The organism is Ignavigranum ruoffiae, assembly GCF_900110675.1.
Lineage (GTDB): Bacteria > Bacillota > Bacilli > Lactobacillales > Aerococcaceae > Ignavigranum > Ignavigranum ruoffiae.
In genome coordinates, this window is sequence record NZ_FOEN01000001.1 from 48,798 (window position 1) to 75,086 (window position 26,289).

General features: G+C 38.2%; 27 protein-coding genes and 1 other RNA gene. 17 read left to right on the forward strand and 11 right to left on the reverse strand.

Going from position 1 to position 26,289, the window contains the following annotated elements:
- Positions 1-185: 185 nt before the first annotated feature.
- Positions 186-547: a transfer-messenger RNA gene (gene ssrA / locus BMX34_RS00220) on the reverse strand.
- 228 nt (positions 548-775) lie between these two features.
- Between ssrA and BMX34_RS00225 the strand changes: the two genes are divergently transcribed.
- Positions 776-1,336, forward strand: coding sequence for a helix-turn-helix domain-containing protein (locus tag BMX34_RS00225; RefSeq protein ID WP_092569572.1), 561 nt, complete (start codon positions 776-778; stop codon positions 1,334-1,336).
- 323 nt (positions 1,337-1,659) lie between these two features.
- Here the strand turns inward: BMX34_RS00225 and BMX34_RS00230 are convergent, their stop codons facing one another.
- On the reverse strand, positions 1,660-1,965 hold the full coding sequence (locus tag BMX34_RS00230) for a hypothetical protein (RefSeq protein WP_092569574.1): 306 nt from the start codon (positions 1,963-1,965) through the stop codon (positions 1,660-1,662).
- A 192-nt stretch (positions 1,966-2,157) separates the two neighbouring features.
- On the opposite strand from BMX34_RS00230, the gene BMX34_RS00235 reads away from it, so the two are divergent.
- Positions 2,158-3,096 carry a DUF697 domain-containing protein gene (locus BMX34_RS00235; protein WP_092569576.1) on the forward strand — a complete coding sequence of 313 codons (939 nt, stop codon included), beginning with the start codon at positions 2,158-2,160 and terminating at the stop codon, positions 3,094-3,096.
- A gap of 34 nt (positions 3,097-3,130) precedes the next feature.
- Here BMX34_RS00235 and BMX34_RS00240 read toward each other — a convergent pair whose 3' ends face one another.
- Positions 3,131-3,562 carry a GNAT family N-acetyltransferase gene (locus BMX34_RS00240; RefSeq protein ID WP_092569578.1) on the reverse strand — a complete coding sequence of 144 codons (432 nt, stop codon included), beginning with the start codon at positions 3,560-3,562 and terminating at the stop codon, positions 3,131-3,133.
- Positions 3,563-3,657: 95 nt separating this feature from the next.
- Here BMX34_RS00240 and BMX34_RS09685 point away from each other — a divergent pair, with 95 nt between their 5' ends.
- The gene (locus BMX34_RS09685; RefSeq protein ID WP_159428798.1) at positions 3,658-3,822 is read left to right on the forward strand and encodes a hypothetical protein; all 165 of its coding nucleotides are present in this window, start codon (positions 3,658-3,660) and stop codon (positions 3,820-3,822) included.
- Positions 3,823-4,050: 228 nt separating this feature from the next.
- Here BMX34_RS09685 and BMX34_RS00245 read toward each other — a convergent pair whose 3' ends face one another.
- Positions 4,051-5,406, reverse strand: coding sequence for a YjiH family protein (locus BMX34_RS00245; protein WP_092569580.1), 1,356 nt, complete (start codon positions 5,404-5,406; stop codon positions 4,051-4,053).
- A gap of 227 nt (positions 5,407-5,633) precedes the next feature.
- Here BMX34_RS00245 and BMX34_RS00250 point away from each other — a divergent pair, with 227 nt between their 5' ends.
- Positions 5,634-7,007: a polysaccharide deacetylase family protein gene (locus tag BMX34_RS00250; RefSeq protein ID WP_092569582.1), complete on the forward strand. Its 1,374-nt coding sequence runs from the start codon at positions 5,634-5,636 to the stop codon at positions 7,005-7,007.
- A 94-nt stretch (positions 7,008-7,101) separates the two neighbouring features.
- Here the strand turns inward: BMX34_RS00250 and BMX34_RS00255 are convergent, their stop codons facing one another.
- On the reverse strand, positions 7,102-7,797 hold the full coding sequence (locus tag BMX34_RS00255) for a histidine phosphatase family protein (RefSeq protein ID WP_092569584.1): 696 nt from the start codon (positions 7,795-7,797) through the stop codon (positions 7,102-7,104).
- A gap of 133 nt (positions 7,798-7,930) precedes the next feature.
- Here BMX34_RS00255 and BMX34_RS00260 point away from each other — a divergent pair, with 133 nt between their 5' ends.
- From BMX34_RS00260 to BMX34_RS00270, 3 genes are read left to right on the forward strand one after another with little or no spacing between them, the layout of a single operon-like run.
- A complete protein-coding gene (locus tag BMX34_RS00260; protein WP_092569586.1) occupies positions 7,931-8,899 on the forward strand; it encodes a YihY/virulence factor BrkB family protein in 969 nt (322 codons plus the stop codon).
- A complete protein-coding gene (locus BMX34_RS00265) occupies positions 8,886-10,079 on the forward strand; it encodes an FtsW/RodA/SpoVE family cell cycle protein (RefSeq protein WP_092569588.1) in 1,194 nt (397 codons plus the stop codon). Before BMX34_RS00260 ends, BMX34_RS00265 begins: the two co-directional genes overlap by 14 nt.
- 8 nt (positions 10,080-10,087) lie before the next feature.
- Positions 10,088-10,387, forward strand: coding sequence for a biotin/lipoyl-containing protein (locus tag BMX34_RS00270; protein ID WP_159428799.1), 300 nt, complete (start codon positions 10,088-10,090; stop codon positions 10,385-10,387).
- Positions 10,388-10,470: 83 nt separating this feature from the next.
- On the opposite strand, the gene BMX34_RS00275 is transcribed toward BMX34_RS00270, so the two are convergent.
- A complete protein-coding gene (locus BMX34_RS00275) occupies positions 10,471-11,205 on the reverse strand; it encodes a gamma-glutamyl-gamma-aminobutyrate hydrolase family protein (RefSeq protein ID WP_159428800.1) in 735 nt (244 codons plus the stop codon).
- Between the two features lie 98 nt (positions 11,206-11,303).
- Between BMX34_RS00275 and holA the strand changes: the two genes are divergently transcribed.
- Entirely contained in the window at positions 11,304-12,320 is a 1,017-nt protein-coding gene (gene holA / locus BMX34_RS00280; protein ID WP_092569595.1) for a DNA polymerase III subunit delta, read from the forward strand.
- 64 nt (positions 12,321-12,384) lie between these two features.
- On the opposite strand, the gene rpsT is transcribed toward holA, so the two are convergent.
- Complete coding sequence (gene rpsT, locus BMX34_RS00285) at positions 12,385-12,636, reverse strand: 30S ribosomal protein S20 (RefSeq protein ID WP_234971648.1); 252 nt, start codon at positions 12,634-12,636, stop codon at positions 12,385-12,387.
- Between the two features lie 187 nt (positions 12,637-12,823).
- On the opposite strand from rpsT, the gene uvrB reads away from it, so the two are divergent.
- From uvrB to pnp, 4 genes are all read left to right on the forward strand, one after another.
- Positions 12,824-14,824: an excinuclease ABC subunit UvrB gene (gene uvrB / locus BMX34_RS00290; protein ID WP_092569599.1), complete on the forward strand. Its 2,001-nt coding sequence runs from the start codon at positions 12,824-12,826 to the stop codon at positions 14,822-14,824.
- A 58-nt stretch (positions 14,825-14,882) separates the two neighbouring features.
- The gene (locus tag BMX34_RS00295; RefSeq protein ID WP_092569601.1) at positions 14,883-16,961 is read left to right on the forward strand and encodes an acyltransferase family protein; all 2,079 of its coding nucleotides are present in this window, start codon (positions 14,883-14,885) and stop codon (positions 16,959-16,961) included.
- Positions 16,962-17,138: 177 nt separating this feature from the next.
- The gene (gene rpsO / locus BMX34_RS00300; RefSeq protein WP_092569603.1) at positions 17,139-17,408 is read left to right on the forward strand and encodes a 30S ribosomal protein S15; all 270 of its coding nucleotides are present in this window, start codon (positions 17,139-17,141) and stop codon (positions 17,406-17,408) included.
- Between the two features lie 184 nt (positions 17,409-17,592).
- Complete coding sequence (gene pnp / locus BMX34_RS00305; protein ID WP_092569605.1) at positions 17,593-19,707, forward strand: polyribonucleotide nucleotidyltransferase; 2,115 nt, start codon at positions 17,593-17,595, stop codon at positions 19,705-19,707.
- A 246-nt stretch (positions 19,708-19,953) separates the two neighbouring features.
- On the opposite strand, the gene BMX34_RS00310 is transcribed toward pnp, so the two are convergent.
- From BMX34_RS00310 to BMX34_RS00320, 3 genes are read right to left on the reverse strand one after another with little or no spacing between them, the layout of a single operon-like run.
- Complete coding sequence (locus BMX34_RS00310) at positions 19,954-20,646, reverse strand: hypothetical protein (protein ID WP_092569607.1); 693 nt, start codon at positions 20,644-20,646, stop codon at positions 19,954-19,956.
- 1 nt (position 20,647) lies between these two features.
- The gene (locus BMX34_RS00315) at positions 20,648-21,499 is read right to left on the reverse strand and encodes an ATP-binding cassette domain-containing protein (protein WP_092569609.1); all 852 of its coding nucleotides are present in this window, start codon (positions 21,497-21,499) and stop codon (positions 20,648-20,650) included.
- On the reverse strand, positions 21,483-21,848 hold the full coding sequence (locus BMX34_RS00320) for a GntR family transcriptional regulator (RefSeq protein ID WP_092569611.1): 366 nt from the start codon (positions 21,846-21,848) through the stop codon (positions 21,483-21,485). The genes BMX34_RS00315 and BMX34_RS00320 overlap by 17 nt, the downstream gene beginning before the upstream one ends.
- Positions 21,849-22,046: 198 nt before the next feature.
- Here BMX34_RS00320 and BMX34_RS00325 point away from each other — a divergent pair, with 198 nt between their 5' ends.
- Together BMX34_RS00325 and BMX34_RS00330 are read left to right on the forward strand one after the other, a co-directional pair.
- On the forward strand, positions 22,047-23,729 hold the full coding sequence (locus tag BMX34_RS00325; RefSeq protein ID WP_092569613.1) for a ribonuclease J: 1,683 nt from the start codon (positions 22,047-22,049) through the stop codon (positions 23,727-23,729).
- A 10-nt stretch (positions 23,730-23,739) separates the two neighbouring features.
- Entirely contained in the window at positions 23,740-24,339 is a 600-nt protein-coding gene (locus BMX34_RS00330) for an energy-coupled thiamine transporter ThiT (RefSeq protein ID WP_159428801.1), read from the forward strand.
- Positions 24,340-24,493: 154 nt separating this feature from the next.
- Here BMX34_RS00330 and BMX34_RS00335 read toward each other — a convergent pair whose 3' ends face one another.
- The gene (locus BMX34_RS00335) at positions 24,494-24,838 is read right to left on the reverse strand and encodes a hypothetical protein (protein ID WP_092569617.1); all 345 of its coding nucleotides are present in this window, start codon (positions 24,836-24,838) and stop codon (positions 24,494-24,496) included.
- Positions 24,839-25,006: 168 nt separating this feature from the next.
- Between BMX34_RS00335 and BMX34_RS00340 the strand changes: the two genes are divergently transcribed.
- The 3 genes from BMX34_RS00340 to BMX34_RS00350 are packed head-to-tail and all read left to right on the forward strand — an operon-like array spanning position 25,007 to position 26,279.
- A complete protein-coding gene (locus BMX34_RS00340) occupies positions 25,007-25,327 on the forward strand; it encodes a hypothetical protein (protein WP_092569619.1) in 321 nt (106 codons plus the stop codon).
- 22 nt (positions 25,328-25,349) lie between these two features.
- Entirely contained in the window at positions 25,350-25,943 is a 594-nt protein-coding gene (locus BMX34_RS00345; protein WP_092569621.1) for a hypothetical protein, read from the forward strand.
- Between the two features lie 18 nt (positions 25,944-25,961).
- The gene (locus BMX34_RS00350; RefSeq protein WP_092569623.1) at positions 25,962-26,279 is read left to right on the forward strand and encodes a V-type ATP synthase subunit F; all 318 of its coding nucleotides are present in this window, start codon (positions 25,962-25,964) and stop codon (positions 26,277-26,279) included.
- The last annotated feature ends 10 nt before the right edge of the window (positions 26,280-26,289 follow it).

A 26,289-nucleotide genomic window follows, 5' to 3' on the forward strand; every position in this document is an offset into this window, starting at 1 on the left:
GGACTAGTCACATTGCTAGTCCTTTTGTTAATTAATCTGTGTACGATTATTATCAAAAGTATCTTATGGTAACATGAAAAATTCATGGTTTCCATGACACTTTTAGCTTTGATTAGGGATCATATTTCCTATAAACATGATTATATCAAGCTTTATGAGATGTTTTCAAACTTAACAAATTCAAAAAATGGAGATGAGGAGAGTCGAACTCCTGTCCAAATATTCCGCCACTTACAACTCTACGCCAATAGTTTATTCTTTACTTTAGCATCAAGCTAGCTGATAAACACGCATCACTTGTAGCGAGTCTGGTCGTCTCTTTTCTATGAAGCAGACGGATTCATAGAACGTATCCCACTGAATTTGAGACCGGGAACTAACACATGGGCGATGCTAGGCCGATCTTTGCCCGCAGTTTTTAGGCTGCTAAAGCAAAATTGTTGTTTGTTGTTTTTGCAGTTATATTTAACTGTAACGTTTTTAGGAAGACGTAACCTTCCTGACGCATCATAAGCTCGAAAATACCTGTCGAAACCATGACATCCCCGAGATTATATTCTCCATTATATGGTAGAATTCAATATTTGTCAAAATTCAAGCACTGCTGACCGGTACTTTTAAAATAGCGGACCCATTTTCATCGTTATTTAATCGTGAGCGAATGTTAAGTCATTATTCACTTAGTTATATTAGAGATGATTTAACCTGACTCTGATTTTCTGTCTTGCTTAATTTTCTATTTTTGCGATAATATAGCAATAGACATATTCACCAAATGAAAGGGGGGCCCATTATTAAAGATTATTGGACGATTTCAGAACTTGCTGATGAATTTGAGGTAACTCGTCGAACGATCCGCTACCATCTGCAACAAATTGGTGGAGGGCAAGAAAAGAATGCCTCAGGAATGATTATTATTTCGGCAGATGAAAGGCAAGCCCTCCTCCTAAGGATTAAGGGAGAAGAAATTAAAGAAGATATTAGTCGGAAAATGGACACAAAAAATGAGCGTATCAAGAAATTAAATGAAGCCGTTCATTATTTAAAACAATTATTAGAAGCAGAAAAAATCTCGACTCAACAGAAGACTCAAGAATTAGATCGATTGACTAGTATCCTGGAAGAAAAAGATCAACAATTGGCTCAGTATAAGCAACAACAGCAATTTCTGCAAGAACAATTGACGAGTCAGTTGCAATTGCTCGATCAAGAACAGCAATTGCATCTACATACTAAGTCAGAGTTAGATCGAAGCCGCCAGTCCCAATTAGCCCTAGAAGAAGAAATTCAAAGTAAGGATGATCGATCTTGGTGGCAGCGTTTATTCTTACCTTGAGAGCTGATTAATCAGTATGGGTTCTTGATAACCGACTGAGCAGAAAATCAGAATTATTGCATCTTATTATAAATTTAGTTTTATTGGGCGGATGCTAGGTCAAATAATATTTATTCGCTAATATTTTCACTTTTTTGATCGGCTTTTATAGCCTTTGAAGGAGGCAATTCGTTATTTTCAAAGAAATGCTGATGGTTCAATCAAATCTTGAATCTTGCGCCAAGGAAACAAAGAAAGCATAAAATATTTAGTCGATAGTGACAAATCATGAAGAATCCAAAATAGGAAGCCTCAGTAGGGCTTCCTTTTTGAATATAGTTTATTTAAAATGATTCGGCTTCAATAAATTCTTGGTGTTGAGCAACATCATCCGTATGATAGATGACTAAGCGAATCTCTTCTTCAGAAAGCACTGGTAATTCTGCTAAGGCATCATTTAAAGCATGATCATCAGCAAAGTCTTCTACTTTTAAGCCTGCTTTTGCTAATTGTTTAGCTTGATAAGGACTTAGATCATCATAGTTGATAACCCCTTTATCAATTAGGATGTGATATAGTTCTTTGTAATTGTCGGCAGAAGCTGTCCAGCACATCCGTTTTGTAGCGTCTTTACCTACCCATTTAATCATTGTATCTTCCTTTCAGTCGGTCTTATTGATAATTATTGTAACATTATTTTATAAAAAATAAAGACTTTTCGCAATTATGTTGCATTATTTATTTTTAAATGTTTTGTAAGTTGTGGAATGGGCCTTTAGACGGACGGCAGAATCGTTGTGATCTAGTATGATTTTATCGTAAAATGAACCAGGAGGGATTTGATGAGCGAATGGATCAATGATTTTAAAAAACTCGGAAAGTTTTTGCTTTACTTTTTAGCGAGTGTTTTCACTATATTTATCATCAATCAATTTATTACTTTGTATAATTTCTTACGCTACTTGCATCCGCTTCTCGCTGTAATCGTCACAATCATCGGATTGGGAATCTTGATTTATTATGGTGTCAGGTTGTATCAGCAGCTGGCCAATAATCAAGCTATTATCGATATCGACCAAGATTCTACGGCTGAAGAAGTTGAAGAGTATTATCGTCAAATGCGCTTACACCTGGAGAAATATATCCAAACAGATGCGGAAACTGAATCTTTAAGTGATGAAGAGGCAGTGGCTATCTATCTGCAAGAATTAGACCAGTTAACTACCCCGATGATCTTAGAGAATGCCAATGCCATTTTCCTTTCAACTGCTATTTCTCAAAATGGGGTATTGGATAGTTTCGTGGTCCTTTTCTCCATGATTCGTATGGTTTGGCAGTTAGCCAATGTCTATCATACTCGTCCTTCACTCATTAGCTTATTGAAGCTTTATGTCGAAGTCGCTTCAGTGGTATTGATGGCGCGGACGATCGAAGATGCTGATTTAATTGAGTATCAAATTGAGCCACTGATGACTTCGATTATTGGGGAATCAATTGCTTCGGCGATTCCAGGTATGGTGCCTATTTCTAATTTAATTGTCAGCTCCTTAATGGAGGGAGCGGTCAACGCTTTCCTAACGTTGAGGGTCGGTATTATTAGCCAAGATTATCTTAAAGGAGCCCATAGTAGCAGTCGACAAGGAATCCGCCGCTCAGCTTCGATGCAGGCTGTTAAATATATGGGCAGTATCCTAAAAACAAATAGTAAAATCGTGATAGAAAGTATAGGTCGGACGATTAAAAGAGCAGGTGTAGATAGTACAAAAAAATGGTTTAAATGAGGCAGTGGGACCTCAACGAGCAACCATTAAGTCATCAGAGCAAATATTTTTCAACATTGACGCATTCAACGCCATCCTCTAAATAGATCTCTGAGCAAATTTGGTAACCTAGGGATTGATAAAAGGGGAGGGCAGTGCAATCTGCATGAATCAGACAATGTTTAAGACCATGTTCTCGGCCAAGTTGTTCGATAGCTTGGACTATTTGAGTAGCTAGTCCTTGTCCTCGATAAGATTTAAGCGTGGCTAATCGAGAAACTCGAAATGTCTGTTCATCATCTTGAAGATAGCGTCCGGTTGCGACAGGAAGATTCTGGTCGTAGATGACAATATAGGGAGGGCGATCGAGGTCAATTTGATCAAATTCTTCCTCCGCCTTGATGCCTTGCTCGAGTACAAAGACTTGGTAACGAATGAAGAATGCGGCAGCTTGTTGCCAGCGCTCTGAATTAATTCTAAGTTCCATTTGAACACCTTTCTTTGCTATAATACAGTTTGAATGAAATAAATTTGTTTTTATCTTAGCATATTTTATGAGATAAGGTATAGAAGGAGAATATTATGTTCCAGAAAAAGAATCGTCCACCTATGAGTTCTAAAGAGAAGAAGTGGTGGATTTTTGGTTTAATTCTATTAACGATTTTTGTGTTTTTAAATCGCTGTCAACTCGCTCAACATCAAAATTCAAGTCATGCAGTGAGTGACTATCGTTGGCTTACCGAGTAACTGTCAAACTATGCTATTCTAGAAATCTTTGTGATTTTGAGAATTTCGTTATCTTTCATAAATTAAAAAAAGCCGAATACTTAAGTAAGAAAGTTTCTCAAAAAGAGGGTTAACTTTCTACTGAGTATTCGGCTTAATATTTTCCTGAACAATAATTATTTGATGTTTTGAATATGATGGATGAATCCTAATTATATCGTAACCATCGGCTTAACACGTTTTACCCCGTCAAAAAATAAGGTTCGCGATTAAGACGATAATTGGTAAGGAAATCAAGGTTCGTTCAATAAAAATAACAAAAATTTCCCAAAGGTTAACGGGTAATTTAGAACCAAGAATCACTGCACCTGTTTCGGAAAGATAGATGAGTTGAACAACAGATAGGCTGGCAATTATAAAACGGGTCATCGGATTTTGAATTTCTGCAGCCATGATTGAAGGCACCACCATGTCGGCAAAACCAACAATCACAGTTTGACTCGCTGCCTGAGCTTCTGGGACTTGTAAGAGTTGGAGCAGAGGGAGAAATGGTTTACCCAACCAGGTAAAGATTTCTGTATTTTCCGATAGGATTAAAGCCATGGTACCTACAGCCATAATAATTGGAATCACACTCAACCATAAATTAACGATAGTTTTGATAGCCCGATTGAAATAAGCCCAGACACTGCCATTTTTTTTGGCTTTGCGGATAGCTAATCTTAAGGCCCATTGAGAACGACTATATCCATCCGGAATGACATCACCATCTAAATCTTCGGGATGAGCAAGTCTTTGTTCAGATTTTCTCGATAAGGGTGGCAGGTGGGGAATAATTAAAGCACAGCAAATGCCGGATAATACGACGGTCAAATAGTAAAAACCAAAATAATCTGTCAGGTCAACGTTTTGTAAGACGACTAAACAGAATGTGATCGATACCGCAGAGAAAGTTGTCGCAATAATCGAAGCTTCTTTCTCAGTATAATATCCTTGTTCATATTGACTGCTCGTTAAGGTGACGCCAATGGTTCCGTCACCCACCCAGGAAGCTACACAATCCACGGCTGAACGACCGGGAAGATCAAACAAGGGGCGCATAATTTTGGTCAAGTATACACCAACAAATTCGAGTAAACCAAACTCGGTCAGAAATGGTAGGATAAAAGCGGCTACTAAGAAAATAGTAAAGAGACCACCAATTAAGTCGTTTAAGATGAGACCGCCGGTGCTTTCAGACCAAATAACTTCGGGTCCTAATTTAAAAGCAGTCAGCCAAGCGAAGAGCATACCAATCGCTCTGACAACCATCCAAAACCATGAAATATGCCCGACTTCATTTAAGAGTGGATGTTCTTTCAAGAATTTAGGTTTAAATTGACTCCCTACGATAGAAATCAAAAAAGAAAGTGTAATAATACACAATATCAGATAGGGAATAGGAACCACTCGGTCGATTCCTTGATAAATCCAATTTGAAAGCACAGAGACGGCAACGGTCGTACTTCCTTCATAAGTAAACGGGGTCATTAACAACAATATACCAACGAGAGATGGGATAACAAATTGAAACACATCCTGGTTAGTATAGTCTTCTTTATTCATACATACCTCCATATTTATTTTAGACTGTGAATCAATGCATTATATTTTAGACCAATAAGAAAACAATTACAAATGGAATCCAATGAGAACGTGTTCATCGGAATTAAATTCAGATGAACTTTATCTTAAAAGCTGACCAAGTAAAATATAGAAGAATTTAAGAAAGTAAAGCTTGCATTCGCTATCCAGGATGGTAACATAAATGTAACAAATTATGCGGGGGAATAATGGTGGATGCTTGGATAAAAATAAATAAGAAAAGAATTTGGTATGGTTTTGCACTTTTTCTTACGACAATATTGGTTATTTTATATTTTGTTCCAATGAACTTTCCGAGTCGAGTTCAACGAGCCCAGGCTTTAATGAATGAAATATATCAAGATGAGCAAGAAATTTATTTAGCAGAGAATGTAACCATCCACAAAATTCAAGATTTAATGAATGTAACCAATCGCTTAGCTGGGGATGTTGGTCAGGATTTACAGACCAAAGCCAATCTAGCTCTATGTAAATTTCGTAATCTACAGAAGATTAAATATTTTGTTGATAGTCAACACACTGATATCAATAATCCTAAACTAGAGCAGGTTAGCCTGAATGCCGAGTTGAGTCCAGAATTATGGGCTAAACATAAAGACTTGTATGTCTGGCCTGTTCAGGATGCTTTCACTCAACAAATTGATCATATCTATGAATTAGTTGAAGAGGCTTGGTTACCCTTGAATCAAGCTCATCAATTGGTTAATGATTTGGCAGACCTGCCAGCCAAAGACAATCAACAAGTCCTCAAGCAAGTGCAAACCATGCTAAATATAGAAGAATTGTTGAATCAAGCTGCTGACCAAGGTCTAAAAGAAAAAATTAACCAACAGTATCTGCAAAAAGTTGACCACTATATGCAATCGATGTTGCAAGATCCCGACAAATTTTCAGATCAGATTTTAAGTAATCTTTATCAAGCGGATGCGGTGCTTCCTTATATAATGGATACTCCTCTTGACTATCGACCTAAAGTGGCGGTTACTTTTGATGATGGTCCTAATGAAGATTTTACGCCACAAATTCTAGATATCTTGGATAAGTACCAAATTAAAGCAACTTTCTTTGTCGTCGGACGGAATGTCGATCAAGTCCCCCAAGTAGCTCAAGAAATCATCGCGCGGGGTCATGATATCGGCAATCATTCTTATAGTCATCCTACTTTTCTAGAAATGACTGATGATGAAATTTTATGGGAAATTAATGCTACTCAGGATATTATCGAAAATCATACCGGCTATCGGCCTAAATTATATCGGATGCCGTTTGGTGATGGGGGCCGTCATGTTTATGAATTAATCGATAATATGACTTCGACCATGTGGAATACGGATACCAATGACTGGTATTTCGAGACACCTGAGGAAATCTATGAATATACCTTGCCTCAATTTGATCGGGATATGCTGATGTTAATGCATGATACCTCACAAAAATCTGTCGATGCTTTTGAACAAATCCTTCAAGCTTTGGTTGATCAGAATTATAAATTTGTTAGTCCTAACGAATTAGAATTTAATGAACGGTATCGGGAAATTGGAAATTATGCCCAGTACGAGTAAGTTTGTTTAGCAAAAAGGCTAGTGTTACAAGCAATCATCAGTAAAAAGCACACTCAAAATCTCTTTCTCTAAGAGTATTGAGTGTGCTAATTTGTTATTCTTGATTAGAATCATTCAGGACATCCTTAAAATGGTCAGTTCGACCATAGGCTTTGAGTCGGAATTGCCCATCACGGTATTCGACAATTGATACCGAAGCATTATCGAGGGGCTCTTTTTTATTAAAATCGGCAATCAGACCATTGAGGAGGTTACGAATGGTCATCCCGTGACAAACGACTAATATAGTCTGATTTGTTCCTGCATGCTTATTGAGTAATTGCAGTAGGCCAGACTCAACCCGTTGCCAGAATTCGACATAATTCTCAGCATGATGATAAGGGTCTAATTCTTTAATGGTGTTTAATATATATTGAATTTCAGCTTCTGAACCTTGAGGTAAATCATATTTAATCGAAGTAGACTTAATTAATTGGGGCCAGACATCTTTGGCAATTTGTCCTTCAAAGCTGCCAAAGAACACTTCACGAAATTCTTTCATCGGTACAATTTTTAACCCTTCATTGAACTGGTTTTCTTCTAAGAGGATTAAAGCTGTATCAATGGTTCGTTGAAGGTCACTGGTATAAACCGCATCGAATTTAACATCAGCTAAACCTCGACCACTACGGTGTACATTCTCAATGCCTTTAGGGGTTAAGGGAGCATTGGACCAACCCTGCATCCGATCATAAAAATTAAAATAGGTCTCTCCATGTCTTACAAAATAAAAAGTAACTCCATTTGACATAATTCTGCCTCCTCATTTCTCTTAGATTTATTATAACGATGTTTTGAACTTAAGTCTAAAGAAAGTCGCTTGTTTTAAGATGAAATCAATTCGGCTTTGTGATAATCTTAGTAAATAAAAGGGGGGCAATTAAGTGGAGAAAAGTCAGAATATTTGGTCGAGACTCTTAAAAACTTACCGAGATAATAGCGAACAACTTCGCTTCGGCTCCTATGCAGCAGAAATGTCATTCTATGTCATTTGGGCCATGGTACCAATTCTTTTGGCCTTAGCGAATGTGATTGCCATTCTTCCAATCAAGACAGCGGACATTTTAGCCATGATGCGGAATTTCGTACCGGCGGAAGTTCAATCAATTTTATTGCCAATTTTACAAGGTTATTTGGAGAATACTTCACCTGGTGTTTTTTCTTTGGGGTTAATTATTTCACTGTGGCCGGCCTCCAATGTCTTCAATACTTTACAGCGTGTCTTTAATGAAATTTATAAAGTAGAACCCCGCAAGAATTTACTGATTTCTCGTGGCTTTGCTTATCTTTTTACGATTTTTATGGTATTATTAATTTTTGCAGTGACCTCTTTATTAGTGTTTGGCGAGAGTATTTTACATTTAGTTGAACAAAGATTGCCAGATTATTCTGGCTTAGTTTCCTTAATTGTTCAACAGGGTTGGATATTTGGGGTCATCCTCGTCTTTTGTTTGTTAGTCTTGATGTACTATATCATTCCGAATGTCCACCGACCACTGAAATACGCTTTGCCGGGAGCCATTTTTTCTTTTGTAGGAATCTTTTTGATTTCGCAATTATTTACAATATATCTTTCTTTTGCGGGCAACAGTATCTCGAATCAAACACTAGGGATTTTTATTATTTTAATGATTTGGCTCTATTTCAACTCGATGGTATTATGTGTGGGGGCTTATTTAAATGTATTCTATTACGATTTCAAAAATCCGAAAGCTGATCCATTTGCCCCATATCAAGGTGAGATTATAATCGATAAGAGTGACGGGTTTATCAGTCATCAGCCGGTGCTCAAAGATCAGATAAGTATTGTAAAGACTGACAGTGATAGGAGTAAAATAAATGAAGGCAACTAGACAAATGGTGCGACAACAAGAGTCTCGCATCGACTATGGGATTATTCTTAGTGTATTAATATTGGCGATTATTGGCATTGTCAGTGTCTATGCCACTACCCATTTAATTCAGGGACAAGATTTACGTCCGACCTTAATGCATGCCTTGTGGTATGGGGTGGGAGCCCTAGTCATTATCTTCACCATACAATTAGATAGTGAACAATATTGGAAGATAGCCAGGTTGCTCTATGGCTTTGGCATTTTGCTGCTGATTCTTGTACTTTTATTCCATGATCGCCAGTTGGCCTTGGAGACTGGAGCGAAATCATGGTTTAGAGTGGGAAATGTTTCTTTCCAACCTTCGGAAGTTTTTAAACCTGCTTATACCGTGTTTCTGGCTCGTTTGGTCACTGAACATAATGCGTCAAATCTGCATCGCAGCCTGCGGTCCGATTTTATCCTCTTAGGAAAAATTGCCTTATGTGCGCTCCCGCCGATGGTCTTAATTCAAATTCAGAATGACTTAGGGACTAATTTGGTTATCATCTCAATCACTGCTGGAATTATATTAATTTCAGGGATTAGTTGGAAGATATTGTTACCGATTATCTTAATTGCTGTTATTGGTGGCGGTAGTTTGATTATTCTAGCCGGATTTTACCCTCATATCTTAGTGGATTCTGGTTTATTTGATACTTATCAGATGGCCCGGATTCAAAACTGGTTGAATCCATTTGGCGATACCCAGGGTTCAGGCTATCAATTGGCTCAAAGTATTAAGGCTGTCGGTTCAGGTCAACTCAGTGGCAAGGGCTTTGGTTTTTCGGAAGTTTCTGTGCCGGTTCGAGAATCTGACTTTATCTTTACGACGATAGCTGAGAATTTTGGCTTTTTGGGCGCCTCAGTCCTCTTATTTGTTTATTTTGTTTTGATTTACCAGATGGTACAAACCTGCTTTGAGACAAAAAATGAATTTTATGCTTATATTTCTACTGGAATTATTTCGATGATTCTGTTCCATATTTTTGAGAATATAGGCATGACTATTGGTTTATTACCGATTACTGGGATCCCGCTTCCTTTTGTATCACAAGGGGGATCAGCCTTGTTAAGTAATATGATTGGTGTAGGCTTAATTCTGTCAATGCGCTATCACCATCGAAATTATAAATTTGCCCTAACAGAAGATTATTTTTGAGGTGTATGATGAAAAAAGATAAAGAGTTATTATATAAATTGATTGAAGGAAAATTAAATCGAGTTTATTTGCATCCAGATACTCTTGCGGAGATTGGAGAAGTTGAATATATAAATTTACATGCTGCAGGTCCCGTCGAAGCGGGTCAGGTGGTGGCTAATATTGAAGCGGAGAAAGCTGCCATTGAAATCCCGATTGAAAAAACGGGAGCGATTGTCAAGACGAATGCTTCAGTGGAGGCCATGCCCCAAATATTATCTTTAAATAAGGCCGATGAGAATTGGTTGTTTGAATTTGAAGAAGCATAAAATAAAGCATCCTGGCCAGGTTATCGCTGAAGTGTCCGCTTAAGACAACTTCATGAACGGGTCATGGATGCTTTGTTTGTTAATTATTGGGCCGATTTTCGACTGCGACAGACTAAATCTTCAAACAATTTAGCTTGTTCTTGGTTAACCGCTAGCTGGATTTCAGGATGCCATTGGACGGCTAGTAGGCTATGATCTTGATCGATATATTCAATCGCTTCAATAATATGATCAGAACTATAAGCGGTTGCCTTTAGCGGACTAGCTAGTTGGTCAATGGCTTGGTGATGATAGGAGTTGACCAAGGAAGTCGACCCGATAAGGGTTGACAGATATGATGATGCGTCAATGCGAACCAAGTGATGCCCCTGTCTTAAATCACTTTTTTGCCGATGTTGTAGATGGATCTGGTCAAGTTGTTGAATCTCTTGATGGAGGCTGCCGCCGAAGTAGACATTAATAAGTTGAAATCCACGACAAACACCCAAGATTGCTTTCTGTTGTTGAATGGCTTGATCCAGTAAAGATAATTCGAAACGGTCTCGCTCCATATTGACGGGACCCAGATTTGGTTGAACCTCTTGCTTGTAAAGTAAAGGGTGAATATCTTCACCACCACTGAAGATGATGCCATCAACTTTATTGATCAATTCTTGAGCAATACTCTGGTCGAGAAGTGGAAGAGTGACCGGAATGCCACCGGCTTGATATACCGCCTGACTGAAATCTTGTAAACTATAGCTATAATGCCATTGAATGTTAGAATTTTTTTCAGTTTCTTGCATGATGTTTCCAGTAATACCAATCAAAGGTTTCATCATTTTTCTCCTTTTTGTTAAATCATAGCTAAGCTAAAAGAAGAGGTCAACCTAGCTAAACGGATTGAGATTATTTATACTTAAAGAGAGGTGACAGGATGGATTATCAGAGAGTCATGACAGAATTGCATCAGGGTAAGCTGGCTCCGGTGTATTACTTACAAGGAAGTGAGAAGTACTTAATTGATCAGTTCTTAAAGCAATTATTTAATACTTTAGAGAAGGATCAAGCACTAGATATTATGCAAATCGATTTAGAAGAAGAGTCAATCCAGTCAGTCATCGATGAAGCTAATATGTTTTCCTTCTTTGCTGATCAGCGGATTATCATTGTCGATAATGCCTCTTTCTTAGCTAACCAAAGTCCGCTTAAACTTAATAAGACAGAAGAGAAAAACTTATCAGAATATATCAGCTCACCAAATTCAGCGACGGTTGTCGTCTTTTTGTCCCGGCAGGATCAGATTGACCGTAGACGTAAATTAAGTCAGCTATTTACTAAGCAGACGCTCTTAGTGGATGTGACCCCATTAGATGAACGCCAGGTAGATCGTTTTGTGCGGGAATATTTAAGGTCCAGTGAAATAAAACTTGGCAAGCATGCCCTTGATGAATTGCTAATTCGTGTCAATTACCAATTAAGTTTGGCGATGATTGAATTAGAGAAATTACATACATTTGCCTTATCAGGACAGGAACTTTCGGTCGAGAATGTCCGTCAATTAGTGCCTAGAAGTCTTGAAACGGATGTCTTTGAACTTTCAACTGCAGTCAGCCAAGGAAAAGTCAACCAAGCCATCCAAATCTATCAAGACCTACTGCTGATGAAGAATGAACCCATTGCCTTGCATGCTTTGTTGGTCAGTCAATTTCGCTTAATTTTACAAGTCAAGTTATTGAAAGAGCGGGGCATGATGCCTGGTCAAATGGCAGAATATTTGAGTGTCCATCCTTATCGGGTTAAACTGGCCTATCAGACAAGCCAGCGCAAAACCTTGCCAGCTTTGTTAGCTTTGTATGATGATTTTGCTGAGATAGATTATCAGATGAAGATGGGAATCGGCCAGGCAGAAAATCATTTCTATCTCTTGTTAACTAAAATTGTCTCTAGCTGAGGATAGAACCTAGTAAAAGAAGGTATAAAAAAAGGTTGAAAGCCAACTTTCAACCTAAATGCCTTTATTTATTCAATTTAGCTAATTTTGAAATATCACGAGCAGCTTTATTTGCGTGAATTAAACCTTTATTCGCAGAATTTTCAATTTGTTTCACAGCTGCTTTAAATAAATCAGCTTGATTTCCTTCACCAGATTCAACCGCAAGTTTGAAGTTTTTAATCGCCCGACGCATGCGAGAAATTTGAGCAGTGTTGCGATCTGATTTAACAGCCGTTTGACGAACACGTTTAATGGTTTGGACAGTATTTGCCAAGGAATTCACCTCTTTCATAATTATTGCGTTTTGTAACTCTATCAGAATTATTAAAGCGAGTCAACAGACATTATTATAACTTATTCAAAAGTACAAAAGCAATCATAAATTTTCGGATTTTATAGCATTATATTGGATGAAGCGTTATACTAAGATGCGAACGCTTGTTCTAGAGAGGAAAGGGTCCATGGATCAATTTAAATTAAAATTACCTTTTCAACCGAGTGGGGATCAACCCCAGGCAATTGATAGTTTGACTCAGGGAATTGAAGACGGCCAGCGCGAGCAGATTCTTTTAGGGGCAACGGGGACAGGAAAGACCTTTACCATTGCTAATGTTATTCAGAATGTTAACAAACCGACCTTGGTTTTAGCCCATAATAAAACTTTGGCTGGTCAATTATATTCTGAATTGCTAGAATTTTTCCCCGATAATGCGGTCGAATACTTTGTGTCATACTATGATTATTATCAACCTGAGGCGTATGTACCTTCTTCGGATTCTTATATCGAGAAGGAAGCCAGTGTTAACGATGAAATTGATCGATTACGCCATTCAGCTTCTTCCGCTTTAATCGAAAGACGCGATGTGATTGTGGTGGCTTCTGTTTCCTGTATTTATGGTTTAGTCGATCCACAAATGTATCGCGACCAAGTCTTGTCTTTGCGCAAGGGTCAAGAAATTGCTCGAGAAGATGTGATTGCTCGTCTGGTCGATATGCAATTTGTTCGCAATGATTTTGATTTCCAACGGGGGACCTTCCGCGTTCGTGGTGATGTGGTTGAAATTTTCTTAGCTTCTAGGGAGAGTCAGGTGCTACGCATTGAATGGTTTGGTAATGAAATTGAACGCATCCGCGAAGTGGATGTTTTAACCGGTGAAATTAAATCTGAAGTGGATCATTTTCCTATTTTTCCAGCGACTCACTTTGTGGCCAATACCCAACAAATTGTCCGCGCGGTCGAATCGATTCGTGCGGAGCTTGAAGAGCAGTTAGCCTACTTAAGGGGAGAGAATAAACTTCTTGAAGCCCAACGTTTGGAACAACGAACTAATTATGATATTGAGATGCTGCTTGAAATGGGTTATACCAATGGTATAGAGAATTATTCACGTCATATGGATGGACGTAAGCCCGGGGAACAGCCTTTCACCTTGCTAGATTTCTTCCCGGACGATTATTTAATTGTAGTAGATGAATCGCATATGACCATGCCTCAGATTCGCGGTATGTATAATGGTGACCGCGCACGTAAGCAACAGTTGATTGACTATGGTTTCAGATTACCGAGTGCCCTAGATAACCGGCCATTAAGGTTAGAAGAATTTGAGGAACATGTGAATCAGATTGTCTATATTTCAGCAACTCCGGGTCCTTATGAGTTAGAACATACTAACGGAGAATATGTTGAACAAATCATTCGACCCACTGGCTTGTTGGATCCTCTAGTTGAAGTTCGGCCGATAAAAGGGCAGATTGATGATATCGTTGGCGAAATTAATCAACGAGTGGAGAAGGGTGAGCGGGTCTTTATCACTACTTTAACTAAGAAGATGTCGGAGGATTTGACCGATTACTTAAAAGAACTTGATATTAAAGTGAAATACTTGCATAGTGATATCAAAACCCTGGAACGGACTGAAATTATTCGTGATCTGCGTTTAGGCGTTTTTGATGTATTGGTCGGGATTAATTTATTGAGAGAGGGTCTCGATGTACCTGAAGTTTCATTAGTAGTCATTCTTGATGCAGACAAAGAAGGTTTCTTGCGCAGTGAACGAGCTTTAGTCCAAACGATTGGTCGAGCTGCTCGGAATGCTGAAGGAAGGGTCATTATGTATGCTGATACCATGACTGATTCAATGCAGCGAGCCATCGATGAAACTAATCGACGTCGCAGTATTCAGCTGGAATATAACCGGGTACACCATATCACGCCCAAGACAATTAAGAAAGAAGTGCGTGATCTCATTCGGATTACCCATGAAGTTGAGCCTGAGAATAAAGAGCAAGATCTGCTTGGTCAGTTCCGTAAAATGTCTGCTCAACAAAGAGAAGAACAATTGGAAGTGTTACAATTACAAATGCGCCAATATGCTAAAGATTTAAACTTTGAGGCAGCGGCTGACTTGCGCGATATTATTATTGAATTACAAACAATTTACAAAAAAAATAAGCGCAAGTAAGGGATTTGTGTTAGTATAAGTGTCTAAGTTTTGATATGAAATTTGTGGGGGTGTTATTTTGGCTCAATTTCCGTCCAGGATAAAAAGTTTTGAAGGATTAAAAGGCTTCGCTGTGGCGATGGTAATTTTCTATCATCTATTTCCAAATTATGTTCCAGGCGGGTTCTTAATGGTAAATACCTTCTTGGTGCTTGGTGGTTATTTCTTCGCCTATAAAATGGAGAAGCACCAGCCAGTCGACCAGAAAACAAATTACCCGGCCATTGGTCGCTATCTTTTAAAAACTTTTGAGCGTTTATTCCTGCCACTTTTATGGATGATGATGATAATTGTTCTGGGCTTTGTACTATTTAAACCGATTGAATTGCATTATATCCGCAATGATATGCTTTCTGCGCTAGCATTTGTGAGTAATTGGTATCAAATTTTCTCAGATCAATCTTATTTTGTCCAAATGACCAATGCGACACCATTTACTCATCTCTGGTACAATGCCATCTATCTTCAATCCTTCATTCTGGCAATTCCTTTATTTTTACTGACCAAGCGCTTTAAGTTCTCTTTGCCTGCCAAGGGAATTTTTTGGGCGATCATAGTTATTCTAAGTCATAGTCTGATGTTGTTTCTTTATAAGCCAGGAGATGATCCGACTAGGGTTTATTATGGTTTAGACACTCGGTTTTCATCTTTTGCTTTAGGGATGGCAACGGCCTATAGTTTGCCGACCATCTTAAATTATTTACAGAACTTGAAACATCGCAAAAGTTTTTATTCAATCTTTGCCGTGTTGGTTACAGGATTGACCCTGTTCTTTGTCTTGACCACGAAAGATAATTCGGCATGGACCTATGAATTAGTGATGACTTATTTTAATTTGATTTCCATGTTTCTTCTATGGTTAATTACGATTAATCCACCGATTACACGTTTTTTCTGGGGCAATCCGATTTTTGATGTTATTGGTAAGCGGTCCTATTCGTATTATCTCTGGTATTATCCAGTGATTGTCATCATGATGGGGCAATTCCGCCGTTTCAATGGTAATATGCTAATGATTAATAGTCTCAGTATTTTAGGGATTATTTTCTTCGGCGAAGTGACTTATCGCTTGGCAGAGAGACCGATTTGGCAGATTCCTTTCGCCAATCAATGGGATTGGCATAAGAATTTGGCTCTGTTAAAAGATCGGACCCAACCGAAAAAATGGTTTGCTCGCTGTGTGTTTTCAGGACTATTCTGTCTAGCTTTGATTGGCTTCGGCTTTGCCGTGTTTAATAGTCGCAATGATAAACGGGTTGCTTTGTTCGAACTAGAGTATCAAACCTATCGCTTTGCGCCAAACATGCTCAAAGAGGCCTATCCGGCTGAAAAACCGCTAATCAAAGTCAAAGATGAGATCAAGGATTTAGACCAGCATTTTGCGACTCGGGTCAGCCGTCAAGCTGATCAAGAAGATACGGTCAAATCGTTGACGGATCATTATATTAAGAATCGAGAAAATGAACGTTTGGTCAATTATCTGGTAAATGTGAAACAAGATCAGATTCAAGCTTTTCTTGATCGACTCAATGAGAATCAGGGACTCTTTGATGAATTAGAAGCTTTTCATCCAACTGTCGTTGAAAACTTAAGTAAAGAAGAGCTACTTTTCGCCACTGAAGTACCAATGACATTATTTGGTGATTCGATTGTCAGCATTAATGGTATAAATACCTTAGAAATTTTCTTGAATGGGAATTATTATGGTCAGGGTAGTTTACAAATTTGGGATGCAATTCCTATTTATAAACAAATGCTTGCCGATGGTGAGGTTCAAGAAAATGTGGTCATTAATTTGGGCACCAATGCCAGTTTAGACCGACCAGCCTTAGACGAGATGATTGAATTATCTGGTGACCGTCAGGTATTCTTTATTAATACAAATTCTCGTGTTCAACATATTGATGAAGTCAATCGATTAATTAAGGAAGTGGCTGAGGACTATCCAAATGTCCACGAAATTGATTGGCATAGTTATCAAGAGGGTCACCCTGATTGGTATGGCGAGGATGAGATCCACCATTCACCATTAGGTATGGAACACTTTACCATTATTATTGCGAAGACCCTTTATAAAGTTTTGCAAGAAAGTCACTAAAAAGACTTGATTATTAAATTTAAGTAGGTTACACTATTTGAGTGGCTGTTTGTTGCTATCTTTTGCATCGACGAACGAAGCTGCGAAGCAATTATTAAGCCCCATGCTCAGATTAACGAATCACCAACGTTTTTCTTAGCATTGGGACTATTTTTAAAAAGAAAGAGGTGAAATGAGATGGCATTGACTAAAGAAATGAAACAACAAATTATTGCTGATTATGCTACTCATGAAGGAGATACTGGTTCTCCAGAAGTACAAATTGCATTGTTAACACATGATATTAATTCATTAAATGAACATATTCATACCCATAAGAAAGATTTCCATTCTTATCGTGGGCTTATGAAGAAAATCGGTCATCGTCGTAACTTGTTAGCATACTTACGTGAGAACGATGTACAACGTTACCGTGAATTAATCCAACGTTTAGGATTACGTCGCTAATCAACATCATCAGGACAGCTTTTGTCCTGATTTTTTTGCGTCTTGAGATATTATTATGTTAAAATGTTTGTTGGGAGTTCGTTAGCTTAGCTAGCTTGCTACTATACAAGTATGAGTTTTTTATCCGATTAAAAGATTGATATTTGTTTAGTAGTCTCCCAATTCATAACAAAGGAGAACTAGAATGACAAAACATGTATTTGAAACAGAATGGGGCGGGCGTAAATTGGTTGTAGAAACCGGTCATGTAGCTCAACAAGCCAATGCAGCCGTCTTAGTTCGCTATGGTGATACAGTAGTTCTAACTGCTGTAGTCGGTGAGAAAGAAGCTAAAGAAAATCAAGACTTCTTTCCTTTGACCGTAAATTATGAGGAAAAAATGTACGCTGTCGGAAAAATTCCAGGTGGCTACATTAAACGAGAAGGGCGTCCTTCTGAACATGCTACCTTGACTGCCAGATTGATTGACCGGCCGATTCGTCCGATGTTCCCAGAAGGTTTCTTTAATGAAGTCCAAGTCATTAATACTGTCCTATCAGTGGATCAAGATAATACGCCGGAAATGGCCGCCATGCTAGGATCATCCTTAGCCTTAACCATTTCTGATATTCCTTTTGATGGTCCCATTGCCGGTGTTCATGTTGGCCGTGTTGATGGTAAATTTGTGATTAATCCTTCTGTTGAACAAAAAGCAGCCTCAGATCTAGATTTAACCGTGGCTGGTTCTAAAACAGCCATTAACATGGTGGAATCATCCGCTCAAGAATTATCAGAAGAAGTGATGCTTGGAGCCTTATTATTTGGCCACCAAGCAATTCAAGAATTATGTCGCTTCCAAGAAGATATCCGGTCAGCGATTGGCCAAGAGAAGATGGCAGTGGATCTCAGACAAATTGATCCGATCCTGTTAGCTGAGATTCAAGAGCAATACAATCCGCTGATGACCGAAGCTATTCAAACCTTTGATAAATTGGAGCGGGAAGCCAATATTCAAGCCGTCAAAGAAAAAATTCATGATGATTATCAAGCTCGCTGGTCTGAGGAAGAAGAGCTTGACCAAAAATTGCAACAAATTATTGCAATTGCTGATCAATTAGAATTCGATGAAGTACGTCGCTTAATTACAGATGATAAGGTTCGTCCGGATGGTCGACGAATCGATGAAATTCGTCCTTTATCTTCTGAAGTGGCTTTCCTACCTCGGGCTCATGGGTCAGCTTTATTTACTCGAGGACAAACTCAAGCTTTATCAGCACTAACGCTCGCGCCATTAAGTGAACAACAATCTTTAGACGGTCTAGGCTTAGAAGAATCACGTCGCTTTATGCATCATTATAATTTCCCTCAATATTCAGTCGGGTCAACCGGCCGCTATGGTTCACCTGGTCGACGTGAGATTGGTCATGGGGCATTAGGACATCGCGCCATTGAACCGATCCTTCCGAGCGAAGAAGACTTTCCATATGCCATTCGTTTGGTTGCTGAAGTTTTAGAATCGAATGGGTCTTCTTCTCAGGCTTCCATTTGTGCGGGAATCTTAGCCTTAATGGATGGCGGTGTGCCCATTAAAGCACCGGTTGCTGGAATTGCTATGGGCTTAATGATGAATCCAAATGATGAAAGTAAGTATACTATTTTAACAGATATCCAAGGATTGGAAGATCATTTGGGTGATATGGACTTTAAGGTTGCAGGTAGCCGCCAAGGGATTACGGCCTTACAGATGGATATTAAGATTAAGGGCATTACTGAACAAATCTTGCGTGAATCGCTGGCACAAGCTCGGATCGCCCGGATGCAATTATTAGACCATCTTGCTTCAACGATTGCTGCTCCTCGTCCAGATTTAAGTCCTTATGCACCGAAGATAGAAATGATGAAGATTGACCCGGACCAAATTAAAGTGGTAATTGGTAAGGGTGGTGAAACCATCAATAAAATTATTGATGAAACAGGTGTCAAGATTGATATCGACGATGATGGCAACCTATCAATCGCTTCAAGTGATCAAGCGATGATTGATCGGGCCAAAGAAATAATTGAAATCTTAACGCATGAAATCGTTGCTGGTGAAGTCTATGAAGGGGTCGTTAAACGGATTGAGAAGTTCGGTGCTTTTGTAGAAATCCTGCCGAAAAAAGAAGGCATGATTCATATCTCTGAACTAGAACATCATCGGGTAGCTAAAGTTGAAGACGTGTTAGCGATTGGTGATCGGGTTAAAGTCAAGGTCATGGAAATTGATCCACGAGGCCGAATTAATCTTTCCCGTAAAGCCTTACTAGAAAGAGAAAAATAGGAATCTATCAAGACATACTCTAGTATGTTGATATCGTTGATTGTTTTTAGGACCTGGAAATCTGATTTATTAGACAGCAAAAAGATTTATAGAGACAAAAATGCCCCCCTAAAGTTGGCTGCATGGTTCAACTTTAGGGGGCATTCGATTTTATAAAAATTTTCTGGTTTCTGTCTATTTATCGCTGAATTTTCGTTTGAACAACCATAACAATAGCTTATTAGGTCATAGCAGACAGCCCTTCTACTAATTTTGTACTTCAAACTTCTGCGTAAAGCCATAATATATGCCGATTAAAATCAGAGAGGCAGATAGATAAATTTCAGTTAAATGATCTGTTACAAAATTAAAGATATTCATTAATTTATTAATATCTAATAATTGAAATTGTTCTGAAGTAAGAATCATCGTTGATAGGCCAGAAATAATTGGAACTAAAATTAGCGGTATTAATATTTTCCAACCAATTTTATAAAAGCTGTAAGATAGAATCGCATAAAAGAGCATTTTGGCTAACATAATGAAGTAATCTTGCCAGTTTAAGCTTTGGAAAGCCAATTGAAATAGATTTGCTGAGGAATCCGTCGTAGCAATATCCCCGAACTTATTCAAATAAAGAGATAGACCGGCAATGATTAAATAAATCGGTATATTAATTAGAAAATAATAACGCCGGCTAATCCCTAGACGTAAGGCCGAATCGTAGTATGAAAGGCCATCGAAAATTGGTATTAAGAAACTCAAAAAGTAAACAAATAACATGAAAATGACTGCTAGATCGTAAATATCAGGCATTGTACTAAAGATAAATCCGCTCCCAGGCGCCTTTAAGAAAAAGTCAATTACTAAGCCTAAAAGTAGCAAAAATAAAGTAAAGTAGCTTCCATATTTAAAAGATTCTAAGAGTTGTATTTTTCTAAGTGTGAGTGCACGTTTCATATTATCCCTCCATTAAATAATTAAAGAGTGCTTGCAAACCCAGTGAATCGACCTTGCCACCCGCTTGGTGAATCTGTTCGATTTCATCTTTGCTTAAATCATCATAGATATCAATAGTTTCTAAACCAGATAAGTTTTCTTGGTGAATAATATTCTTGTTGTTAAGCTGATAATTGATGACTCGATAAGCTTTGTTTTGAATCTCGCTTAAGGGCTGATGCATTAATATTTTGGCATCTTTTAACATAATGACATCGGTTAAGTAAGGTTCAATTTCTTGGATTAGATGAGTTGATAGAATAAACATGCGCGGATGTTGTTGATGGTCTTCAATTAGATGCCGGAAGAATATTTGCCGGTTGACTGAATCCAATCCGTTCGTTGGTTCATCGAGAATGGTAATGGCCGAGCGGCTAGCTAAACCTAGTATATTTTGTATCAGGGTTTTATTACCGGTAGATAGTTTGCTAAATTTACTTTTCTGGTCTAAGTGAAAGTCGGCTAACATCTTCTTGGCGAAATCCAGATCGAAATTAGCAAACAATTGTTGATATACTTTTAATAGTTTATTGATTTTACCTTGGAAAAGATGATTGTTTTTGTAAATATCCCCACCGACATAGATGAGCTGACTTAAAGCTTCAGGATTATCTTTGAGATTTTGTCCATTGAGCTCAATTCGTCCCCGATATGTCGGGATCATGTTATAGAGCATACGCATCATCGTGGTTTTGCCGGCTCCGTTACGACCCAATAGACCATAAATTCCTTCTTGATTATTTAACTCGAGATTAATATTATATAAAACCATGTTTTTACCATAAGCTTTCTCCAACTCAATCATTTTTAGCATGGTATTCCTCCTTAATCATTTGTTCTAATTCTGTCATTGAAATATCTAACTGCTGGGCTTCAAGGATAAATTCAGGTAACAAAGTGTGCATGAAACGCTTTTTTCGTTCTTGGCGAATAATCGCCAGAGCTTCTTCACTAACAAACATACCTAAACCTCTTTTCTTAAATAGGATTCCCTGATCGACAAGGGCATTAAGTCCCTTACCAGCCGTTGCCGGATTGACTTGCATAATTCTAGAAAAATCATTCATCGAAGGAACTTGATCTTCCGCCTTTAGGTGACCTTGAAGAATTTCGTTCTCTATGTATCTCGAAATTTGCAGATAGATGGGGATATCCTTAATCATTGCTTCACCTCGCTCTACTAGATAACTGGCTAGTTACTTAACCAACTAACCGCTGGAGCTATCATAACTGAGGTTTTTTAATTTTGCAAGGGATTTTTAACTTTTAGTCATAATTTTATATTTATCCGCTAATTATGCTATAATGAATAAGTGTTTAAACAAGTGACAGTTATTAAAATATATATTATGAGGTGAATTATGAGTTTGATTAGAGTGATCCCGCTTGGCGGCATCCGCGAAGAAGGGAAGAATATGTATGTTATCGAGGTGAATGAATCGATCTTTATTCTGGACTGTGGTTTAGTCTATCCAGAAGATGAGATGCTGGGGATTGATGCAGTGATTCCCGACTTTTCTTATATTGAAGAGAACAAGGATCGGGTGCTAGGTATTTTCTTAACCCATGGCCATGAAGATGCCGTGGGTGCTTTATCTTATTTATTAAAGAAAGTAGACGCACCGGTCTTCGGTACGGAATTGACCATTGAATTGGCAACCATCTCAGCCAAAAATAAAGGATTACAAGATCGGGTCGAAAATTTCTTTATTATCGATGAAGACACTGAAATTGAATTTGAAGATGCAACGATTTCTTTCTTTAAGACCACCCATACTATTCCAGATTCTGTGGGAATCGTCTTGAAGACCGATGAAGGATCGATTGTGTATACAGGTGATTTTAAATTTGATCCCAATGCCTCACCTTTATACCAGACTGATTTCTCCCGCCTGACAAAAATTGGTGACGATCAAGTCTTGCTTTTATTAAGTGATTCAGCGAATGCTGAGAACCAAGAATTGAACGTCAATGATTTGAAGATAGTTGAAGAATTAGAGTCGGTTTTTTATAATGCTGAAGGTCGGGTTATTGTTGCTTGTATAGGTTCCAATATTTCGCGAATTCAACAAGTCTTTGATGCTGCTCAACGCAGTCAGCGCCGGGTCTTTATTACTGGAGATAATTTAATTGATATTGTGGATACATCCATTCAACTTGGCAAAATTTATTTACCAAGTAAGGACGTCATCGGCCAAATGAAAGACCTTAAGAAGACAGATGATGATGAGATTGTGGTCTTAGAGACAGGCGATATTGGTGAACCCATCAAGGCATTAGAGATGATGGCTCGGCATAAACATAAGCAAGTCAACTTAAAAGAAGGGGATCTGGTTTATATCGCCACCACCCCATCCATTAGTGTCGAGACCACCTTAGCTAAAACCAAGGACCTGATTTATCGGGCCGGGGCTGAAGTGAAGACGATTACGGATCATTATCGGGTTTCCGGTCATGCGAGTCAGAATGATTTGAAACTGATGCTGAACTTTCTTAAACCACAATATTTGTTGCCAGTGAATGGCGAGTCACGGATGTTGGCTGCCCATGCTAAATTAGCGAAAGAACTGGGTTATGACGATTTCCATATCTTTTTACCTCAAAATGGAGATATCTTAGAGTATAAAAAAGGAAATATTAGTCTAGCCGGTCAAGTTCCTGCCGGGGATGTCTTGGTGGATGGATTAGGAGTCGGTGATATTGGCAACGTAGTTCTCCGCGATCGCAGAGTCTTGAGTGAAGATGGTATTTTTATCGTAGTAGCAACTATTTCCCGTCGTTTAAAACGGGTCCTAGTCGGTCCCCAAATTTCTTCTCGTGGCTTTGTTTATATGAAAACCTCGATTGATTTGATTCAAATGTGTTCAGATATGACTTTAGATGTTCTAGAAGACCATTTAGCTCGATCTGATTTTGATTGGGGCGAGTTAAAGGCTGATTTAAGAGAAAAGTTAGGAAAATTCTTGTTCAAAGAAACTCAACGACGCCCTGTAGTTCTACCAATCATTATGGAAGCTTCGAGTTATCAACCTAAAGATGAGTAAGGAGAGTCGAATGAATAGAAGAATATTTCGTCAACTTATTGAGTTGCTAATCGCAAGTATCTTAAGTTTAGTCATTGTTTGGCTGACCCGCCAATCTTTGGAGATGGATGGGGTTTATTTTGAAGCTTTGGGGCTAATACCTTTAATCTGGTTGACCTTGAGGTATGGAGCTCCTTTGGGAATTCTTTCTGGAGCCTTAACCGGCTTTGTCCTCGGTTCAATAGATTATGGATTCAATCACTTGGCTGTTATTTTTGTCTATGCGGTATTACCTTTACTTTTTGTCGGTTTAGCGGGCTTTTTCAGCAAATATACGCAAAAGACTTTGAATAATCGTCGTTTGTCTTCGACTTATTTAAATATCTCCACCGCTACCTTCATTGTGACTGTGGTCTTTAGCCTACTGAAGGCCAACATACTTGCTAAGGTGGTTGAATTTCCGATCTTAGCGAATTTGACTCAAGTATCATTTTGGCTGGGTCTACTGGCTTTGGTCGCCTTGATGAGTCTTATTTTGTGTCTGTTAGCAAAGTTCCAACCAAAACTGATAATTCCCAAACGCAGTAAATTCTTGAATCGTCATGAGACGAGTTCACTCTTAAATGACTAGAAACAGAAAAAACGCTTCACCTAGGAAGTCCTATGGGACACATTTTCTAGGGAAGCGTATTTTTATTTCAATATGCCTTATTTGTTTGGTTCAATAAAAATTTAAGATTTTTTAAAGCAAACTTATTCGCTAACAAATCCAGCATGTTACTGGGTTAGTATGAGTCGATGGTTTTGACGGAAAGAATCTGTTCGGTAAAAATGTTAAAACTTTCTTCAGTGTAGGCTTCACGCAAAAGAATACTGCGATCTGCCGAAATTGGAGCCTCAACATAAACCAAGCTGGTTTCTTCTTGAATCTGCTCTTGTCCATCATAATATTCGTAGGTAATCCAAATCGGTTCGAGAGAAACGAAATGTTCATGGAGTAGATGCTCGATTAACAAGAGATTCATAATGGTAGGTTGAGGATATCCTTGAGGTTGACTCAGAAAAGGGGCCATCCATTGATGGAATTGTTTTTTTAATGTATAGGTTAATTTTTCTTGTGAGAGTTCCATGTTATTCCTCCTGTATAATCACGAACATGTGTTTGCATTTATAGTATACGAACACATGTTCTTGTTGTCAAGTAGTTTTATTTGTTGGGCTTAATTTAGCTTAGGTGTTTTTATTTATTAATAGGATTTGTTATAATCAACTATGGATTAATTTGCGGAGGTGAAATCATGGTTAATAAAACGTTGGAAATCATTAAAAATATTGAAGACGAAGCTCAGGCGATCCAAGAAAGTTACCAAAAACAAGTTGCTGAATTTCAGCAAAAATTAGACCTGAAACTTCAGAATCAATCCGAAACGTTTCAAACCGATATTCAAAAAGAAGCCCTGACTTTAGAGGACAGTCTGAAGAAAGAATCAGAACAAGCCCAGCTTGATTTAGAAAAAACTATTGAACACTATCAAAAACGTAGTCAAGAAGCGATTCAAGAGAAGAAGGATACTTTGACTGACTACATTATCGATCGAATAATTCAAAGATATTCTTAATACTAGAAGAAGAGGTGATTGAATGGACGAATTTGATAAATTAAAACGTTCCGTCATTGAACAAGCCGAACAAAAGGGAAAAGAATATTATCAACGAGAAGTTCGGAAATTAGAACAAAGCTATAAGGAAAAGTTCAATGATTTGAATCGGTCTTATGAAGAGAATCGTCAACAAGCCTTGGCTAAGGTAAGACATCATCATGACCGTCTCATCCAACAAATTCAGAACAAAGAGCGTCAAACTTCCTTAGTATCTAAACAAGAAATTTTGACTAGCCTATTTGAAGAAACAGTGCATAAAATGACTCAGTGGACAGTTGAAGATGAGACCCGTTTTATTCAAAGAATACTTAATAAATATCAAGGACAACCTTTGACTTTGCTTTTAGGCCAAAAGACATTAGCTAAATTCTCTCAGAGAGATCTTGATCAACTGCAAAAAGAATTTCCCAATATTCAGATAAGCCAGGAATCGATTTCTGGTCAAGCTGGTTTTAAATTGGTTATGAACCAAATTGACTATAATTATTTATATGCTGATTTAGTGAAGGATAGTCAAAGAGAGATTAGCAGTGATATTGCTCAGCGAATCTTTGTAGAATCTGATGCAGAGTAAAGAAAGTAGGTGACTTCAATGGCAACAACCTATAAAATTGGGATCATTGGAAATAAGGATGCCATTTTACCGTTTCGTATCATTGGCTTCGATATATATCCGGTATTGACTGCCAGTGAAGCGAAAGAAACGATTAAACAATTAGCAGAGGAGAATTATGGTATTATCTATCTTACCGAAGACTTTGCCCAACAGATTCCTGATACCATAAAATATTACGATACACAAGTAACCCCTGCGATTATTCTCTTGCCGAGTCATCGGGGGAATTTAGGGATTGGTTTACAAAGAATTCAGGATAATGTTGAAAAAGCTGTTGGTGCAAATATATTGTAGGGAGGAACTA